Genomic DNA, 19,503 nt, shown 5'->3' on the forward strand with positions numbered 1-19,503 from the left:
GTTGCACCCCTTAGACCCTACGATCATGGCATTAAAAGCACATTAATAAAACCATTCCTGCTAATATTCAAGCTCTCAGCCAAGCCGATCGCATCAAAGAACTTGAGAACAGAGAACTAAATCAAGCCAATTAAATCATAAGGAAAGCCGCCGCTATTTTAGCCAAGGCGGAGCTCGACCGTCCAGCCAAGTAATGGTCAAATTTATTGATGATCACAAACAACAATATATAGTCGAGTCAATTTGTAGAGTATTACCTATTGCTACATCCACATACTATCGTACTAAAGACTTGGAGGATTACCCTGAGAAGCGTTCACAGCGTATTAGTCATGACGACTTATTCATGTTCAGATGTATATGTTTGGAGAAAAAGCAATGGTATAGGGCACTGTGGAATCGTTTATAATCTCAATCAAAATTCTAATATAGTGACTATTCTTGAAGCTATTGGAAACGTCGGCAGTCTTGATGAAACACTAAATAAAAAAACACTTGAGCGTATTATGGATAAGGCGTTTCTGAGCTTCTATGTATCTAAGAAACAGTAAAGCTTTAGTAAACCATTCTGGATGGGTTGGCTATTATCGCCCTAAAAATTATAATAAGGTTATTTGAATGTTTAAATTTATGTTTATTTCGTTTTCAGTATTATTAACATCATGTAATGATTACTACGTAACTAATAATTTTAATCAAATCACACAAAAGGATTCTAATAATGAAGAAATAACTACCGAAAACAATAAAGTGTTAACTTTCGATAGTATAATAAAATGCAATGATGACAATCAATTTACTTTTAATAACGGTTATTTCTACTATCCTGATTTTGGTTGTATATATAATGATAGTAATAAATTCGGAGATATACAAATCTATCTATTTCCAAAAAATAGCACTTTTTTACCTAATTCAATATCTGAAGAAGATTTAATTATTAACAAAGTCAATGCGTTACCTGCTAATGAAATAAAAAATAACTTTAATATCTTTATAAGATTAATCAATAAAACAGACTTAGTTTTCACCAAAGACTTAGACTCTCCGTATTATATAAAAGACAATCCTATTAAATTGGTTTACTACTTTGATAAAGCTTGGAAACTTATTGAAATGTCAGATGATATAGATACAAATCCGTTTGAATATTATTTAAATTTTTCTAAATCTATAAATAAAGGCTTGAATAAATCTAATACCGAAGAAGTTTATTATGTTGAACATAACGATTATACCTCCAATGCACCAACTAGAATATATCAAGAAAACCTATATGACACTTTTGATGATGCTAATTTTAACTCACAGTTTAGCAATAATACTACGTATACTATCCTAGAAAAACAAGCTGACTTAGACATGGACGGTCATAGAGATATTATAAGAGTAGTAAAACCCAAAGAACAAGACGTTAGAAATTTTGATCTTGAAATTTCCGTATATCGAGGTTTTAATAACAAAATCTCTTTATGGCATCAAAACAATTCAATGTTTGAAGACTCAATCAACGGCTGTATGATGGACGGTTTGGAAGATATTACTACAAGCTCAGGTAAGTTTAATATTGAATACACGTCTTGCTACGACAATAAGTATGCTAGTAGATTTGTGAATTTTTCATATGATCCTCTGTCAGATGACTTTAAAGTGACTAAAAATACGATAAGCTTTTTAAACTCTGAATCGAGTGAGTTAAACCAGACGTTTGACTGTAGAGATAATGAATACTTATTTTCATCTTATGATGGTAGCTGTGAGTGGTTTTAACAATTTTTATTAACGTCCAACAATACTAAATAAAATGAATAATATCCTTAAGATATAGGCTTTTGTAATATTTTCAAACTCTATCGTTGTCTCTAACGCAGAATCACCTCTTTAAAGCCTGATCCAATTTATGTCACTATAAATACGACTGCGGTTAATGATACTGATTATGTCTAAACTAATAAGAAGATTGTCCTATATATGAAACCGCATGACCTATTAGGCTTCTATAAATTTTGTAAGTCTGATGCAGTGTCATTGAGGTATTACTAATGATAAAGGCGAAACTGTAAGAGTTCATACATGTAATAAAGCAGTAGAAGTGGTTTTTGAGCCAGAAGATGAGGATGTATAATGAGTAGAACAACTGCTACAAGTAATTCAAGAGCTGGGTCGTCAGTAGAGGTAGAAGTAGACAGTGAAACGGTCAATTTGTTTTTTGATGGTACAAAAAATAACTTGTTCAATACTGATGCTTTTAAAAACTTCTCACGAGACAAGAAAAGAAGACATATTAAAGATGAAACCAGTTATGCCAATGCTTATTCTAATGCGGCTCATATGTATCTTTTAGGGATAAACATAATGGACAAAAGTGGATCTATATAGATGGTATAGGTACAGTTAGACATGGAGGAGATTCAATAGTAGGAAACGCTTCGGGATTAGGAGATACAGGCGTTGTTGTGCGTGCTAAACTAGCTTTTACTAAGATAAAACAGGAATTTGGGCAAAAGCCTAATATGCTTATCATCAATGTATTTGGCTTTAGTCGTGGAGCAGCGACTGCTCGCCATTTTATTCATTTAGCTAAATCAGATCCTACTCTTTTTGACGGTTGGAATCTAAGAGCGAATCAGATCAGATTTAAGTTCGTAAGGCTATTCGATACCGTACTTGGTCATAGATCAGACTTCAATAACGATCTAAACGATTTAAAGTTAGACTTAAGAGAATTAAGATCGGTAGATAAGGATTTAACTAAAGCTTTTATATCATAGCTGGCGATGAATATCGATTAAATTTAGCAAAGATATTAATGGATAATTCTATAATAAATAGTGAGTATTAAAATGTTACGTACTTGGTCAACCTCTTCAAAACTCATCATCATTATTATATTTGGACTGTTAACGATGGCGTTTGTTTCTTTATATCAGGATAAAAAAATGAAGGATAATAAAGTTTTAGAATGGGGGGCTAAATTATCTGTTGCTGCTTATACGCTCTACAATACAAACAATTTTTATAACGAAGTCAGTTTACAAAAGTCAGATAAGGTTCCAAATTACAGCACCAGTTTTTATTTGAATGATGGTACTAGGTTACGCTCGCTTGATGGAGGTACAGGTAGATGGGGCTATGGATCCAGACCCCTAGGTGGTAATGAATTTGAACAGCCACTACCTGATAAAGTACGTGTTACTTTCTTAGATTCTATAACTAATCACTATTATCAAGGCGAACATAGTCTTCCGAAAGATAAAATATATTCGCTTATGACCAGTCACCATAAGAAGATGGAAGATACCAATCCTTGGTCTATAGAAACCGGTAAGATTTATAATAACTACAGTGATATTGAACTTGCTTTTGCACCAAAAGGATGGGTCATTGTATTTGTTACTGGGTGGGCAGGACGTATTGAAGTTGCTTCCTTTCAAGCAACGCCTGTCGAGCCAAATCCTGAGACAATCAAAGGTCCCCCTGTGTCTAGTGGGGATGATTACTTGTATTTAGCCTATGATGCTTATCTTGAAACAATAAGAACTGGCGAAAATGACTCCTTTATATTTTTAGAGAAGCATTTTCCAGACGCTTACAAAAAATGGCAATCAGGAGATTGGCGCATCTCATCAGATTGGTACAAAAAAATGCAAACCAAATATCCATGGAATTTATCTGTTACAATTGATGGGCAAGATTGGAATGGTGAATATTATGCCCAGTTTGCAAATACAGAAAGATATGCCGTACTTGATGACCAATTTGATACCCACAACACAGATCTAAAATCAGTGCCTCATACTATTAAAATCTGGGCGATTAATCCTCAAACAAATGAGCGTACCGGACTTGAAGTGCATTTGTATCCAAGACCAAGATGGTCTGCTAAAGCGCTAAGAGATTCATACTATCAGCCTTACTACCAAGACCCTAACTTAAATCGATTCTTTAAACATTTTGAATCACTCTACCCTGCTCGCTCACTTTCTACTAATAACCAACCTGCAAACCCTAATGACTTTGCAACACTACATCTCGACTTTAATAAAGATTTAATCCTTCAAGGCAGCTATTTAATAAAAGATGATGAAAAGATAGCTTTAGATGGGGCTTATCAGTTTTCAAAAGCCCCAATTGATCCCGATCAAGGACAGTTTATTACTCAGCGAGGCTACCCTATTTTCTTAACCCAGCCTAAGGTTGAGGATTTAAGCGACCCTGCTTTTGTTCAGTTGGACTAGGTGTTAAAGTTTAGACGCACCATTGTTAGGACGTACCATTGTAAGGACGTACCATTGTTAGTACTTACCATTGTTAGGGCGTACCATTGTTAGTACGTACCATATTTAAAAAGTTATTTAGTTAAGCTCATTCACCTATCAATTTCAACTGAAGCAAGATAAATATGAATTACTATAAATCTTGATTAGTTAAACCTATCATTTGATACTAAATTTGAAATGAATAGCAAATGCAGATCTATTGAGCGTTTTAGCCCCGATTGTAGCGGCTATCCTTGGTGCGGCACTGGGCAGAGGCACACGTCTTAGACCGTTATCGCGGTAGCAGGAACGGCATAAGACATTGCGCCTCGCCCTGCGCTAACCAAGATAATAGCGAAAGCGGGAAATGCTACTCAACTATCTTCTGTTTAAAATATCTTATCTATCATAGTAACGTCATATACAAATGCATCTGGGTCATGGCCTCGTTAATTGACACCTCAATTTCTTATGCTATATAGTAAATGGAGTGTGATTGAACATAAGATAGAAGACATGGTTCAATCTGTAGGTACGAGCACTGTGTATAGCTAAAAAATAGATAAAAATATGTGGTTATTCCGACGGGTAATTATTGAATAATAGGGATATGCGATACACTTAACATGAATATTTAAATAGATAATAAACTTGAGCATCTATGCATAATTTAATAAAAGTGATACTGCTTTTTCTAACCTGCTTTTCTATTCAAGCATGCTCAAATAAGCTTGATAGCTTTGAGACGCCAGACAATTCCACAAAGACATTTAGTACCTTCTGGGTAGTTAAAGAGTGTAGCCAAGACTTGTGTTCATTCTCTCGCCTTATAGACAACCAAAAAGAAGAATTAGTTACTGTAAATAGTGATAGATTGAGTGATATAAAGAAGTTAAATGATGACTTATATTATTTTCACATATCGTGTGGCAACCCTTGTGGTTACGGTCATTATGTTACTAGTCAAGATGTGTTTGTCACTCAAGATAATGAGATAGTAGTTGATGAAGAAATAATGTGCATTGTATATGCCGACTGGACTTATAAAAAAATATATTCACATGATTTGAATAAACCTGTTTCGCAAACTAAGCTAGTATATGACTTCAAGACGGATGATAGATATATCAATAATATCGACTATTTGCAAGAAAGCTTATCGATGGGTCATTTGCATGACTTATTCAAAGAAGATGCCGTTATTGATGATTATGGTACGTTGCATCTCTATTTATTCGGTAAAGAATCGAACTCTCTTGAGCTGCATATAGAGAATGCCTGTTAAATACTGAGAGTTTATAAGTAATCGTTTGCAATATGATGCCCAGCTCTGATGCGTCTACTAAGTTAAGTCATTAAACATAATAATCGCTCATTTAAGACTACTATTATGAAAATTACTAATTTAATTTTGTTTACTATATTAGTGTCGTCATGTTCTAATCGTATTGATGAACATTAAAACATCTCTAATAACATCCAAAATTATAAGGATTATTATAGTTTTGATACTGATACAAGTATGGATGTTATCAACAATAACGTTTTGAACGATTATAAAATAGCTCAATCTTCTATGACTCATTAAATAAAAATGACTATATATTGACTAATACTGGTATTAGATAAGACTTACAGATGATAGTGTCTCATATATTTGTCAAAATACGATACCTTTAATTTTTTATTTAAAAGGTTGTGGATAGTACACAATTTTATGAGTACCCTTAACGTCAATTCTATATACAGCTTAATAGTATTTAGTCAAACCCTTCGCACATTTAAAAGTAAATTAAGCGTGTCCCTATTTGGATTATGAAGGTAAAAAGAGATAGTTTTTTGATAAACACGAATTATTTTAAAGATAATATAGGCATATTAGCTATAAATTAGGCACAGTTTAGCGAACTTATATCCATTTTTATACCTAACTTATTTAATTCGCAAATTGGAACACGCCCTAATAATATCCTATCCAAATAGATTAAAAATATGAAAAAATTCATCATCCTATGCTCGTCACTACTGTTTATGTGTGGATGCAACGGCTACAATCCAAATTTAAATGAAGAGAGTTTAAAAAGTAATGCTTTTTCCGAAACATCCTTAAATAAAACTATTAAGTTGATAATAGTAGGTGACCCTATCAACAAATACGATATCTTAAATAGTATTTCTAAAAACGTAATGTTGAGAAAAATAGCGTCAGTTGAAGAATGTGGTGGGTTTCTAGCTATTGATGATGAGCATAACGAAGATATTAATCAGTTAGGGAACCTGATAATTAATACTATGGATGATTTAGCCGTTATCTCCAAAGTAGTCAATATAGAAGAAGGCACTAATTTTATTTATAAGGGCTTTTTGATAAATAGCGACTTAACATCTGATAGTATAGATGATGCTAACTTTGAGGTTTCAGAGCCTGAATACAATTTATCGAATAAAAAAATTAGTATTGAGACTACTGATATTGAAATGTCTTACGATAAATTATATCGAATTAGACAATTTGACAGTGATGACTTATTAGATTTATATTTTTTAAATGACAAGATTGTAGGATTTGAAGTAGTATCTCAGTGTTAATTAAACCACCCCTTTTGAAAAATAGGGGTGGTTATTAGTGTGGATATTTGATTGGATTTTAAGAGTCATATTATAACTCAATGAACTTAGCCACTTATTAGTTTATTAATCTCACTAATCATTACAGACAGCACTGAAAGCCCTACCGTAGCGCCTTCGAGTTTATCCATCTCCTTAGTCATACGATAAATAGCCTCTTCGTGCTGCAGTTGCCATTCATGTAATGATCCTGCTGGATCACTCTGAGATAGCAGCTCATTCATCATCTGTCTTAAGCTACGGGTCAGGTCATTTAATAAGGCATAGCGAGCACGGCGGTCCCATTTATCTTGCTGCGGTAGCTTCTCAACTTTAAGCATTAACCAATCGATATTCAGATTTTGATAAACCTCAAAATATAGTTTTGAAATCTCTTCCACGTGACGCTTATACTTTTCTGACAACAATGCAATGTCTAAAGCATCGATAGCATAAGGCAATATTGCAAAAATTTGCGAGTTATCGCTATTTAGACCCGCATCAGTTAGCTCATAAATATCGTGTTGTAGATGATCTGAAAATTGGTCCGCAATGATACCCTGCGGCTTTATTAGATCTGCCACACTACTTTCAAAGCGATCTATACTATCAGCAACCTTTATATCACTTCCAAAGGCGTTCACCATCCAAACGATGCCTTGCTCGATTGCCGCGCGAATCCTGTTTTCTAGTTCTAATAGCGTAATAGCATCCACTATATTATCAAGAGACTCTAACGTTTTCCAGCTATCGCTGACCTGAAATATGTCTCTTATGACTGCATAAGCTCGGCTTAAAGTCGCTACAGTTTGACCCGTTTCTTCATATAGCCTAAAAATTGCTTCGATACCCAAACGGTTAACGATACTATTGGTGAGATAAGTACTAATAATCTCACGATGTAGACGGTGTTCGGTCATCTCTTCAAAAAATTGGTTCGCTAATGTATCAGGAAAATACTTACTAAGCTCTTTAGTGAAGTACAGCGCATCCGGTAAGTTTGAGTCTAACAACTGCTCATAGACCCACATTTTTCCATAGGCTAAAATCACTGCAAGCTCGGGGCGAGTCATGCCTATACCTTGTTTTTGACGCTGCTCAATAACCTTATTAGAAGGTAAAAACTCAAGCCCTCTATCTAGCCTTCCTACAGACTCTAGATAATCAATAATACGTTTATGATCCGTTAAGTTATCCGCTCTATTAAGATGGCTAAGCTCAAGCGCTTGAGGTTGTAGATAATTTTGACGCAGTACCAATTGTGCAACTTCGTCGGTCATCTGTTTTAACAGCTCATTACGCTGTTTAACAGTCATGTCTCCTTGCTCTACGATTTTGCCTAACAAAATCTTGATATTAACTTCATGGTCAGAGCAATTTACGCCGCCTGAATTATCGATAGCATCCGTATACAACTGACCCCCTTCGTTATCAGGACCCCCTCGTAACGCATATTCAATACGGCCTTGTTGGGTACAGCCTAAGTTACCCCCCTCCCCGATCACTTTGGCGCGAATATCTTCACCGTTAACACGGACGGCATCATTGGCCCGATCACCAACATCAGCATGACTCTCATCACTACTTTTAACATACGTACCGATACCGCCATTCCATAACAAATCAACAGGTGCGGCTAATAATCGACTTATCAGCTCATTCGGGGTTAAGCTGTCTTCTTCAATGTCAAATGCCTCTTTCATTTCATCGGTAATACTAATTGACTTATCTTGGCGAGAGAACACACCGCCGCCTTGGCTAATCAAGGATTTGTCAAAGTCATCCCAAGTTGAACGCGGTAAGTTAAATAACCGCTCCCGTTCTTCATACGTCGCTTGGGTATCTGGATTAGGGTCGATAAAGATATGTAGATGGTTGAAGGCTGCTTGTAGCTTGATATGTTTAGATAGCAGCATACCATTACCGAAGACATCGCCACTCATGTCGCCAATACCTACCACTGTAAAGTCATCTTTGTTTTGAATATCTAAGTCGAGCATTCTAAAGTGGCGTTTGACAGACTCCCAGGCACCTCGCGCCGTAATACCCATGGCTTTGTGGTCATATCCAACCGAGCCACCTGAGGCAAAGGCATCATCAAGCCAAAACCCATATTCTTTAGCAACGCCATTAGCGACATCAGAGAAGCTGGCCGTTCCCTTGTCCGCTGCTACGACCAAATATGGATCATCATCATCATGACGTACCGTATTATCTGGATAGACGACTTCGCCATCAACTAGGTTATCTGTCAAATCGAGCATTCCCCGTAAGAAAGTTTGATAGCACTCAACCCCTTCTTTTTGGAATGCCTCACGACCATCCGCTGGAGATTTTTGCTTAACAATAAAGCCGCCCTTAGATCCAACAGGTACAATTACGGCATTTTTAACCATTTGCGCTTTGACCAGCCCCAGTACTTCGGTACGAAAATCTTCCATACGATCCGACCAACGCAAGCCACCCCGCGCGACTTTGCCGCCGCGCAGATGTATTGCCTCTACGCGCGGTGAATAAACAAATATCTCAAACATGGGTTTGGGTTTGGGCAGATTTGGAATTTGGCTTGCCGCAAATTTAAATGATAAGCGATCTTTTATATCGCCTGCCTCATCTCGTTGATAGTAGTTTGTTCTTAGAAGCGCATTGATAAGATCTAGATACCAACGTAGAATTCTGTCCTCATCGAGACTTTCAACTTTGGATAAAGCGGATTTAATTTGATCCTGGTATGATTTAGTTTTGGAATCTCGTTGATCTTGAGAATGCTTAGGATTCATACGCGCATCAAATAAGTCAGCTATCATCACAGCGATATCTTTGTTCTTATTCAAGGTTTGCTGGATATATTGGCTTGAAAAAGGTGCTTTCGCTTGTAAAATATAACGCATGAAGGCACGTAGAACGACCACTTCAAAAGTATCTAAACGTGTGGATAATATGAGCTCATTTAATGAATCACTCTCAACACGTCCTGCCCAAATATGCGCTAAGCTTTCCTCAAACTGTTCACGCACTACTGCCAGATCAATTTGCTTTGTATTATGTAGGGTCAGCTCATATTCTTGTAACCACATCGGCTGATCGGTGACATCAAACTCATAGGTTTGTGCTGAAACAACCCATACCCCAAAGTTTTCAAGAATGGGCAAGATATTAGATAAAATAGTCGGTTTGTTTAAACCATATAGTTTTAAATGCAGCTGATTACTTTCATCACCCGATGACTGATATAACTTCCAAATCATTGGACTGTCTATATTTAAACTTGCTAAGCGTTTGGTATCGGTCACAGCGGTACGCACATCAAAATGCTCTTGATACGCGGCAGGTATAGTCTGTAAAAACCGTTTGAATAATTTATTCGCCTTTTGTTCACCGAGCGCTTCAAGCATTACCTGCTGATATTGATCTTGCCAGCTTTCCATCAGCGTGTTCAGTTCATCTTCTAATTTGTCTAGATTGACACTATTAATTTGACCGGGTTCTGTACGCACGTGCACATGAACTCTAGCGTGATACGACTCATCGAATTCAGTAGTAAACCCACATGAAATCCCATTGAACGCCGTCATTAGCGCTTGTTGGATTTTCAATCGTACATTACTATCGAATTTATCGCGTGGAATGTATACCAAGCATGAAACGAATCGCTGATAATGATCGATACGACTAAATAGGCGCAATCGCTTTTTGTCCTTGAGCTGAGCTATGCCAGATACGATGGGATACAGCTCATCTATACTCGCTTGGAACAGGTCATCTCGCGGTAAGGTATTAATGATATGCATATATTTATGATAGTTATACCCATTAATTGGAAAATCCGCCTTATCCATAATTTTATCGGCTTTTTCGCGTAACAATGGGATTTGTTGCACGCTTAATTGGTAGGCTTGTGATGTTAGTAACCCTATAAAACGATATTCTCCAATAAGACGTCCAGATTCATCGTATTTATGGATGCCCAAAAAATCCATGTATACAGGACGATGAATGGGCGATAATTGACTTGATTTTGAAAGCAGTACCACTCGCGGTAGTGTCAAAAGTGCTTTTAAGCTGTTCGGTAACTGTGCAAAACTATCCGATGGTGTATCTTTTTTGACCCCATTTAATAACCCTAACCCACTATTAGCCACGGTGATCAAATTGATATTAGCAGCGGCTTCATTTGACACGACCTCTGACATCTCACTAGATGTTTCGCGCTCACTTTCGGCGCCCTCAATACGATACTCTCTAAAACCCAAAAAGATAAAGTTATCATCTTCCACCCACTTTAAGAAATCTTTGATAACGTCAACACTATGATAAACCTCAGGAACGGTAACTGTGTCAAGCTCCTTCCTGATTTGATTTAGTTTATCGCGCATTGGTTGCCAATCGCTAACAACCGTATCCAAGGTAGTAATTCTATCCTTTAGAAGCTCTTTTAAGCGCGCCATTGAGGCACTGTCTGTACGTTCTATTTCACAATGTATTAATGATAAATATCGTGTGTCGCTGTCCTGAACTTCATTAACTTTTATAATGTCTTCACTTTTACTGCGTTCAACATCAATGATAGTGTTGTGAATACGATGCACATCAAGCCCTTCTGACTCAATGCACATGCTTAGCGTATCTACCAAAAAAGGACGGTTATAGGCTACCAGTTGTAATAATGTATGCCCACTATGAAAATGCTGCTCTTCAACATTAGGATTAAACAAATGCAGTTCAGGCTGATTCTCTTGATAAGACTTAAGCAGTACAAAATGATGCAAAGCCATTCCAGCTAGGTCAGTATCGGATTCAGATTCGGCAAGCCGTGGCGCCAAATTCTTATAATAAATCATTATAAACTGCTGTAATAAATCTCTGTCTGTAGTGACATAGCTACTGGCTATCTGAGTTATGTTGTTTAGCCTTTCGTTGCTTATTGAGGTTAAGTTGCTCATGAGATGTCCTTTCTTATCGTTTTAATTATTTAATGAATGATCAAATATTTATTTATCTATAATTTTTAAATTGAACATTTTAATTTTTGTTTAATTTATCTATATTTAACGCCTATTTTTTGAAGCTCAAATAAGGTTTTTTATCACAATGTTAAGAAACTTATAAACCGAATACCACTATATGAGAAGCTTCTTAATTTTAAGATTCTATAATGCAAACGTCTAAAGGGTTACTTTTTAAATAAAGTATTCTTACTCTTGATTCTACGTGATGAAAATTTAATTGTGGTGTTCGTTTGAAACTAAAATGTTTTATTAGGTTTCAAAGTCATTGTGCCCTTTTCTTTTTTTGACCTATTCTCTTTTTTTACTATTCTCTTAATAACTTAATAACTTAATAACTTCAGATATTAACGGCATTAATCATAAACATATGAGGTTGCAGTTTTAATATGGCGGTTACTAATAAAATGGTTAACCTTTAATACTGACATAATGTTATGAAAGATTTCAAATATTTGAAATTAAACTTATCATCCTTATTGAGTATCTATAGGCTTTATTGAATGGTCTAATTGAATAGGTTCAATAGAAGTGGAAACGACTTAATTTTATATATATGCTTTTTACTATATAAATTTATTTGGTTATAAATAGAGTTTTGTTCACTACATAATAGATGACGCGATATCACAGGATGTTATTTAACTAATTTAGATCTATAAGTTTGTAGTTTCTATTCTAAACTTTTCTACCTATATACACGCTAGACTATATATCCCTAGTATATTGTCATAATCTACTAACTTATTAGATGAACAACATTTACTTACTTATCTGATGTACAACAATAAGGATTTAAAATGAGCTTTGATAAACAACAATCAGAAACAACAAATCGTCAAATTAAATTAGCCAGCCGTCCGCATGGTAAGCCCAATGAAGAAAACTTTGAGTTCAATACTGCCGATATCCCTACAGCTTCAGACAATGAGATGTTATTACGTACACTCTATCTATCGTTGGATCCTTATATGCGAGGACGTATGAGCGATGCTAAAAGTTATGCAGATCCTTTAGAAGTAGGTGATGTGATGTTGGGTGCCACCGTCTCTCAAGTCGTTAACTCTAATGTTGAGGGTTTTGAAAAAGGTGATTTGGTCGTCGCCTACTCAGGCTGGCAGGACTATAGTGTCAGCAATGGTGAAGGCGTCTATAAGCTCACCCCAGATATGAGTCAGCCCTCTTATGGTTTAGGTGTTCTAGGTATGCCAGGTTTTACTGGTTATATGGGATTGACAGATATTGGCAAACCCAAAGTTGGTGAAACTTTAGTCGTTGCAGCTGCAACAGGCCCAGTTGGAGCCACAGTCGGCCAGGTAGGCAAACTCCATGATCTAAATGTTATCGGTGTCGCAGGCGGTGAGGACAAATGCAAGTTTGCGGTAGAGGAATTAGGCTTTGATAAATGTATCGATCATCGTGCAGATGATTTTGATCAACAATTAGCCGATGCCTGTCCAAATGGTATCGATATTTATTATGAAAACGTAGGGGGCAAAGTATTTGATGCTGTATTACCCTTATTAAATGCCCATGCTCGTATTCCAGTCTGTGGTCTCGCTGCTCACTACAATCAAACTGAACTTCCTGAGGGTAAAGACCGTCTAAGCCAGCTATTAAGTGTCATTTTAAGACAGCGTCTAACCATGAAAGGCTTTATTATCTTTGAGGAATACGGTGACCATTTCCCAGAATTCTTGCACAAAATGGGTAAATGGGTCTCTGAAGGTAAGATTAAGACTAAAGAGCACATCGTAGATGGTTTAACTAATGCGCCGCAAGGTTTTGTAGATATGCTATACGGTAACAATTTTGGTAAGACCGTAGTTAAAGTAGCAGATCCGAAATAATTCAGCCTACCAAAAACATTTATTTTAAATCAATAACTCTATAAAAAACTGTAGAACAAATACTAATAGGATACTTATGAAAATTTTAATGGTTCTAACGTCTCACGAAAGACTTGCAGATACTGGTAAAAAAACGGGGTTTTGGTTAGAGGAGTTTGCAGCTCCTTATTACATTTTTAAAGATGCTGGAGCAGAGATTACTCTGGCATCACCTGCTGGTGGTCAGCCGCCACTGGACCCTAGCAGTGATACCCCTGATGCGCAAACTGAATATACAAAACGCTTTAAACAAGATACTACTGCTAAAGAACATTTAGCTAGTACTCATAAACTGGCTGATATATTGGCTAATAATGGTGTCGATAATTATGATTCCGTGTTCTACCCAGGTGGTCATGGCCCGTTATGGGATTTGGCGGTAGATAAAAACTCCATTGAACTTATTGAAGATTTTGTGAAAGCTAACAAACCTGTTGCCTTCGTATGTCACGCCCCTGCTGCCTTAAAAAATGTAAAAATCGATGGGGTCTTTCTAGTCAAAGATAAAGACGTAACCGGCTTTAGTAACTCTGAAGAGGAAGCCATTGGTCTTAGTGATGTGGTGCCTTTTTTGCTTGAAGATGCTCTTAAAGAAAATGGCGGACACTATAAAAAAAGTGAGGACTGGCAATCATATGTGGTAGAAGATGGACTGTTGATAACAGGACAAAATCCTGCCTCTTCTGAAGAAGCGGCTAATAAACTTATCAAACGACTACAGTCATAAGGTTTAGAAATATGATCAAATTACATCATTTAAATCAATCGCGCTCTTTACGTACGTTATGGCTACTAGAAGAGCTTGGTCAGCCTTATCAAGTGATTAGTTATCAACGCGATACAGATACGCATCTTGCCCCAGATAGCTTAAAGCAAGTACATCCATTAGGTAAGTCGCCAGTAATAGAAATTGATGGGAAAGTAGTAGCAGAGTCAGGCGCAATAACTCAGTTGTTGATTGAGCGCTTTGCTGCCGAGCGTTTGCGTCCTGCTATTGATTCTTTAGAGTACGCTGATTATCTACAATGGATAGACTTTTCAGAGAGCTCACTCATGGTGCCATTACTGCTTGAGTTATTTACTCAAGCCGCCGGTGTTAACGATAACGAGTTTTTAACAGGCTATATAGATAAAGAAAAGCGCAATTTACTAAGTTATCTAAATAACAATCTTAAGGGCAAAACTTATCTTGTCGGTGACAAACTCACTGGTGCTGACTTTATGTTGTCTTTTGATTTGATTATGTTGGCACAGCGAGGTCTTCTTGAAGATTATCCGCATATCAAAGCCTACGCCAATGGCTTATCTAGTATAGACAGCTACCAACGTGCTTTAAAGCTAGAAGCTGAGTATGATAAGAGCAAATAATCAGTATTTAGTAATTATTAATTAGCAAGGGTTTTTATAGTCAAAGAAGTCTAAAATGGTTACAAGGCAACCGAGTGCAAGTACTACTGGAGTAGGCTTAACGAGGTTAACACTGTAACCGTTTAGTAGTTCGCTGACTATAGAGATGTTGTAAGGCGTCTCATATAAAAACAGCCCTTAATGGGGCTGTTTTTTTCGAACGAAATATATCTGTACTAAAAACTTATGAACAGTTCACATATTTACCCGAGGTATCAATACACATTTTAGCACCATTAGCTAAATTGCCAACCCACGCTTTTCCATCTATAAACACAAATGGTTTGACGCCTTTATATGTCTCATTATCTCCACGGTCAAGTTCAGACTCGTTAAATTCAAAAGGTATCTTTAACTCGCCTGCTAAGTCTACAAACCCCCACTTACCTTCTAGCTGTACGCCAGCTAAATTTTCAGAATAGGGTGTGACATCATCAAACATAATTTTAATCATTGGGATATTTTGGTTATCAACGAATCCCCATTTATCATCACGTTGAACAGGCTGCCAAATATCAGTATTTGACATGACAGCTGAGGTATTAACACTGGTGATGTGACTTTCTTCTATGGTCAAAGACGGGTTTGCGGCACTATTAGATTTAGCATAATTAGAAGGAGTAGAAGGTGCTTGTTCAGTATCTATTGGGTTGAAGTCATTCGTGGTCGCTTGTATAGGCTCTACATTAGGGTTTGCAGTTTGCCTGGCATTCAAATCGACCAAAATTGTACCTGATGCTTTATCGATTTGGGTCACACCCGATTTATAATCTTTGATGGATCGATACGCTCCTGAAGGACTCAAAATAGTCCTATTTGAAGTATCAATAATGCCAAACTTGCCATTTTTCTTGATAATAATTCGGCCCTCTTTAGCGGGTCTTGCCCAGCCTTTGGTATATTTATCACCACTGATCGGATCGTATACTGGCGGTACCACCTCTCGGCCTGACATGTTAACGTAACCAACTTTACCAAGCTTTCTTACAGGCATGACGCCTTCTCTGATCTTATTGGCATCGGCCGCTTCATAGGGAAATAGGTTTACAACCCTTCTCCCTTGCTTATTTATTAAAGCTACAGGATGACCAGAATCTTTGAGGGCGATAAAATAGTTTGGGTTTGAGGTACAAAAGACATTCGAATAATAGCTTTTTGGCACGTTGCATGCCATAGCTTGAACACTGATAAGCCCTGTTATACCTAAAAGACTGAACGCTTTAGCGATATCTAGGGAATTAGAAACAGAATATCTTGAAATTTTAAACATAGATTGCCATTAATACACATAAGTAATTATAAAACTATTAAAGCAAATATATGAAACAAATTAAACCCTAAACACTCATTATTAGGGCTTAAATTATGCTTATTTATGTTTTAAAACGTTTTTAAAATAATATTTAAAACAAGCAGTTAAGAGCAGTCTGGTAAGACCATGCTTTTAAAACCATTTCATTATTAATAGTCAATCAGGAACATCTAATTATGCGACTGACCTAAGAACTTCTCATCAAGCCAATCATTCATAAAGACATTGTCTGGATCATACTCTTCTCTAATTTCTAAAAAACGCTGCATTTGAGGATATAAATTGTGAAGCTCATCTGAGTTTAATTTATTAACTTTTCCCCAATGTGGACGCCCCTTCCACTTTTTCATATAGTCATATAGCCATTCAAACAAAGGTTCGCAGTCCATCCCTTTATAAACGTGAAACGATAGAACGGCACTGTCTTGTCCCTGAGTTGGGCTTAACATACCCGTCTCACCCTTGTGCGTACGTACTTCAATTGGGAAATGAGACAGTTTATTATCCTCTAAAAGAATACTGTTAACCTCTGTAATACACGCTTCAAAATCTGATAAATTAATAAAATATTCTGACTCATTGAATTTTACACCACGCGGCGTTGGGAACACCTCATAGCTATAGCCTTCGCGGTGAGTATTAGGTATAGAATTGGCTGATATTTGGCTGACTTTTTTGGTCAGCTTCGGATTCATACGTGCCATTTCAGACAGCATATAAAATGCCCCGTTTAAAATCACTGTACTGTCAAATTTATCTTTAAACTTTTGACCGCTTTTCATAGGCTTAGGTGGTATGACTGATAATGATTTTTGCTGTAGCTTATTCGTACCAGGGAATAAGAACCACTCAAGATGACGATGGGTTTTTATATTGTCTGCAAAACATTTGATACCATCCTCGAACTCTAAACGCTCGTTCGATTCACGCAGCCCATACAGACTCACAACTTTAAGGGTTAATTTAGTGAATATTCCAAGCATACCCAAGCTTGCATGTAAGGCATTACCTAAATCATCGGTTTCAGGATCGCCACGATAATGCGTATTAAGCTCCCCTTTACCATCTACCCATTCCCAGCCAATCACTTGATTTGCTACAGAGCCCAAAGTTATACCCGTTCCATGAGTGGCAGTACTCGCTGCACCTGCGATCGTTTGAGCTTGGACATCGCCCATGTTTTCTAATGCGAACCCATGCTCACGTAAAGCATCCCCAATCTCATGTAAGTAAGTTCCCGCATGTAATGTCACTTCTTTGGCGTCTTTATCTACCGATATCAGTCCACGCATGTGGTGCAAACTTATCGCGATTTCTTCAGGCTTTGCACATCCGCTAAATGAATGGGCGGCGCCAGTAACCCTTATACGCTTATTATTAGTACGTGCATCCTTAACTATTTGTTGCAACTCATTAATGGTTGAGGGTGTTAACTTTTGCTCTGGTGCGGTTTTTACATACCCTACCCAATTTTCCCAGTCTCTTTTCGCTTCCCAACGCTTTAGTGAAAACATTTTCCCTCTCCTCGATACGTAGTCATAGTATGTGCAGCTCCTTCTGCTATTGGTTGGTTGTTTTGGCGATAGCAATACATTACTTTAAAGTGCTCGCAAAGCTCGCCAGCTTTTGCGTGTCGACACCATACGGCATCCCCTATTTCAGGTATATTATGTTTATCTATAATCTTAGTATCTATTGCGAGTGGCGTTTGAACCTCACCAAACCCTTCATCCGCTAATATACTAAGGCCCTTAGGATAATAAACAATAGGTGATTTATCTATACCTGATGCGCCGGATGCGATAAACCCGCCGCCATGACAAGTTATGACCCCTTTTTCAGGGCGCCGCGTTACAGGTAATACAAATCCTGCTGCAGGTTTAAATGCTTGCATTGATTCCATATAATCAAAATACGCAGGTTTGTAGTACGCTGAGCCCACTGTAATTTCAGTAATCTCAGGCTGGCTTGACGTAAAGTCCATGCTGCCACTGCCGCCACCATTAACGATTTGAAGATCTATACCTTGTCTATTAAGCCACTTCACTATTGACCCACGACGTTGACTGACTTGCTTTTTGGATCTGTTTTTTAAAAGCTTTATTGCAGGTGCTAGTAGCGCTTTACCCGGTAAATGTTCTGGTAATCCTGCGATTTGGGCTTCATAGCCCATTAAGGAGGTTAGTTTGATATATTTGCAATTCTTAATATGTTTTAGAAGGCGTTTTACCTTCTTTTTTGAGAGCAGTGAAGATCGTTTGGTTCCAAAATATAATTTGGGCAATGGCATGGACATATTTATATCTAAACATACCTCAACCACTTCTCCATATTTTTGACCAGTTTTATTTAGAGCATCAACTTGTTCAGGTCGATCAACCATCCATGACATGATACTGCCCTGCCTGGTATATTCAAAAGTTTTAGCAACGCTATCCATATCTAAAGTAGGATAGGCACACAATATATTTTCAAAACCATTTTTGAGCAGATATACAGACTCATCGGCAGCATAAGACATTAAACCGATGTAATTTGGAGATTTATCTTCAATATACTTAATGACTTCAATAGAGCGGATGGACTTAGTAGCCAAACGTAGATTAACGGCTTTTGTTTTACTATTTACTAACTGAATGTTGTGATCAAGTGCATCAAGATCTAGCCATGCAGAAGGCATGTGGGGCGGGCTAAGTTGGGCAAAATCCATTTTGCTTTCCTTAATTAAGTTGCTTTTATTAGATGTTTCTAATTAGATGTTTCTAATCAGTTATTATAATCATTTAATTTTTGATTAGCATATTTAAGTAAGCTACTGTTTAATAGCTGCTATTAAAAAAACATGCTATAAACTATTATCATAAGTTAATATTTATAGCTTCATACATCACGTTAATTTATTAAAAATATGCCATATGAGTTTGAACTTACTAAATCGTCGAGTCAAGTACCTTAGAAAATATTTTAAAAATCAACACTATTCAAATTAAAATTTTATTACTAGGGACTGTACAGATTGCAAA

At 36.9% G+C, this 19,503-nt stretch carries 13 protein-coding genes and 1 other annotated feature; of the genes, 9 read left to right on the forward strand and 4 right to left on the reverse strand.

What is annotated here, in order from left to right; translation table 11 throughout:
* The first annotated feature begins 151 nt into the window (after positions 1-151).
* Positions 152-268, forward strand: a sequence feature (AL1L pseudoknot).
* A gap of 350 nt (positions 269-618) precedes the next feature.
* The 6 genes from AC21OH_RS05650 to AC21OH_RS05675 all read left to right on the forward strand — a co-directional run bounded on the left by AC21OH_RS05650 (position 619) and on the right by AC21OH_RS05675 (position 6,848).
* Complete coding sequence (locus AC21OH_RS05650; protein WP_491140314.1) at positions 619-1,770, forward strand: hypothetical protein; 1,152 nt, start codon at positions 619-621, stop codon at positions 1,768-1,770.
* 354 nt (positions 1,771-2,124) lie between these two features.
* On the forward strand, positions 2,125-2,379 hold the full coding sequence (locus AC21OH_RS05655) for a hypothetical protein (RefSeq protein WP_487371485.1): 255 nt from the start codon (positions 2,125-2,127) through the stop codon (positions 2,377-2,379).
* 77 nt (positions 2,380-2,456) lie between these two features.
* Positions 2,457-2,771 carry a hypothetical protein gene (locus tag AC21OH_RS05660; RefSeq protein WP_487371484.1) on the forward strand — a complete coding sequence of 105 codons (315 nt, stop codon included), beginning with the start codon at positions 2,457-2,459 and terminating at the stop codon, positions 2,769-2,771.
* 72 nt (positions 2,772-2,843) lie between these two features.
* On the forward strand, positions 2,844-4,238 hold the full coding sequence (locus AC21OH_RS05665) for a DUF2931 family protein (protein ID WP_487371483.1): 1,395 nt from the start codon (positions 2,844-2,846) through the stop codon (positions 4,236-4,238).
* 682 nt (positions 4,239-4,920) lie between these two features.
* Positions 4,921-5,544 carry a hypothetical protein gene (locus AC21OH_RS05670; protein WP_487371482.1) on the forward strand — a complete coding sequence of 208 codons (624 nt, stop codon included), beginning with the start codon at positions 4,921-4,923 and terminating at the stop codon, positions 5,542-5,544.
* Positions 5,545-6,251: 707 nt separating this feature from the next.
* Positions 6,252-6,848, forward strand: a complete 597-nt coding sequence (locus AC21OH_RS05675) for a hypothetical protein (RefSeq protein WP_487371481.1) — start codon at positions 6,252-6,254, stop codon at positions 6,846-6,848.
* An 86-nt stretch (positions 6,849-6,934) separates the two neighbouring features.
* On the opposite strand, the gene AC21OH_RS05680 is transcribed toward AC21OH_RS05675, so the two are convergent.
* The gene (locus AC21OH_RS05680; protein ID WP_487371480.1) at positions 6,935-11,809 is read right to left on the reverse strand and encodes an NAD-glutamate dehydrogenase; all 4,875 of its coding nucleotides are present in this window, start codon (positions 11,807-11,809) and stop codon (positions 6,935-6,937) included.
* A gap of 863 nt (positions 11,810-12,672) precedes the next feature.
* On the opposite strand from AC21OH_RS05680, the gene curA reads away from it, so the two are divergent.
* The 3 genes from curA to AC21OH_RS05695 all read left to right on the forward strand — a co-directional run bounded on the left by curA (position 12,673) and on the right by AC21OH_RS05695 (position 15,129).
* Positions 12,673-13,722 (forward strand): NADPH-dependent curcumin/dihydrocurcumin reductase, encoded by a 1,050-nt coding sequence (curA, locus tag AC21OH_RS05685; protein ID WP_487370948.1) that lies wholly within the window; start codon positions 12,673-12,675, stop codon positions 13,720-13,722.
* A 76-nt stretch (positions 13,723-13,798) separates the two neighbouring features.
* Positions 13,799-14,488, forward strand: coding sequence for a type 1 glutamine amidotransferase domain-containing protein (locus tag AC21OH_RS05690; RefSeq protein WP_486535800.1), 690 nt, complete (start codon positions 13,799-13,801; stop codon positions 14,486-14,488).
* Positions 14,489-14,499: 11 nt separating this feature from the next.
* Positions 14,500-15,129 carry a glutathione S-transferase family protein gene (locus AC21OH_RS05695; RefSeq protein ID WP_487370949.1) on the forward strand — a complete coding sequence of 210 codons (630 nt, stop codon included), beginning with the start codon at positions 14,500-14,502 and terminating at the stop codon, positions 15,127-15,129.
* A gap of 223 nt (positions 15,130-15,352) precedes the next feature.
* Here the strand turns inward: AC21OH_RS05695 and AC21OH_RS05700 are convergent, their stop codons facing one another.
* The 3 genes from AC21OH_RS05700 to AC21OH_RS05710 form a co-directional block, all read right to left on the reverse strand.
* Entirely contained in the window at positions 15,353-16,438 is a 1,086-nt protein-coding gene (locus tag AC21OH_RS05700) for a WG repeat-containing protein (protein ID WP_487370950.1), read from the reverse strand.
* 212 nt (positions 16,439-16,650) lie between these two features.
* Entirely contained in the window at positions 16,651-17,994 is a 1,344-nt protein-coding gene (locus AC21OH_RS05705) for a D-arabinono-1,4-lactone oxidase (RefSeq protein ID WP_487370951.1), read from the reverse strand.
* Positions 17,982-19,190, reverse strand: coding sequence for an alanine racemase (locus AC21OH_RS05710; RefSeq protein ID WP_487370952.1), 1,209 nt, complete (start codon positions 19,188-19,190; stop codon positions 17,982-17,984). Before AC21OH_RS05710 ends, AC21OH_RS05705 begins: the two co-directional genes overlap by 13 nt.
* Positions 19,191-19,503: the final 313 nt, after the last annotated feature.

The sequence above is a fragment of the Psychrobacter sp. CX10 genome, from assembly GCF_057621575.2.

Excerpts from the sequence above, each read along its gene's own strand:
- AC21OH_RS05655 (WP_487371485.1), top strand. The coding sequence starts at position 2,125 with ATGAGTAGAACAACTGCTACAAGTAATTCAAGAGCTGGGTCGTCAGTA.
- AC21OH_RS05690 (WP_486535800.1), top strand. The coding sequence starts at position 13,799 with ATGAAAATTTTAATGGTTCTAACGTCTCACGAAAGACTTGCAGATACT.
- AC21OH_RS05650 (WP_491140314.1), top strand. The coding sequence starts at position 619 with ATGTTTAAATTTATGTTTATTTCGTTTTCAGTATTATTAACATCATGT.
- AC21OH_RS05700 (WP_487370950.1), bottom strand. The coding sequence starts at position 16,438 with ATGTTTAAAATTTCAAGATATTCTGTTTCTAATTCCCTAGATATCGCT.
- AC21OH_RS05670 (WP_487371482.1), top strand. The coding sequence starts at position 4,921 with ATGCATAATTTAATAAAAGTGATACTGCTTTTTCTAACCTGCTTTTCT.
- curA (WP_487370948.1), top strand. The coding sequence starts at position 12,673 with ATGAGCTTTGATAAACAACAATCAGAAACAACAAATCGTCAAATTAAA.
- AC21OH_RS05705 (WP_487370951.1), bottom strand. The coding sequence starts at position 17,994 with ATGTTTTCACTAAAGCGTTGGGAAGCGAAAAGAGACTGGGAAAATTGG.
- AC21OH_RS05710 (WP_487370952.1), bottom strand. The coding sequence starts at position 19,190 with ATGGATTTTGCCCAACTTAGCCCGCCCCACATGCCTTCTGCATGGCTA.
- AC21OH_RS05680 (WP_487371480.1), bottom strand. The coding sequence starts at position 11,809 with ATGAGCAACTTAACCTCAATAAGCAACGAAAGGCTAAACAACATAACT.
- AC21OH_RS05675 (WP_487371481.1), top strand. The coding sequence starts at position 6,252 with ATGAAAAAATTCATCATCCTATGCTCGTCACTACTGTTTATGTGTGGA.
- AC21OH_RS05665 (WP_487371483.1), top strand. The coding sequence starts at position 2,844 with ATGTTACGTACTTGGTCAACCTCTTCAAAACTCATCATCATTATTATA.
- AC21OH_RS05695 (WP_487370949.1), top strand. The coding sequence starts at position 14,500 with ATGATCAAATTACATCATTTAAATCAATCGCGCTCTTTACGTACGTTA.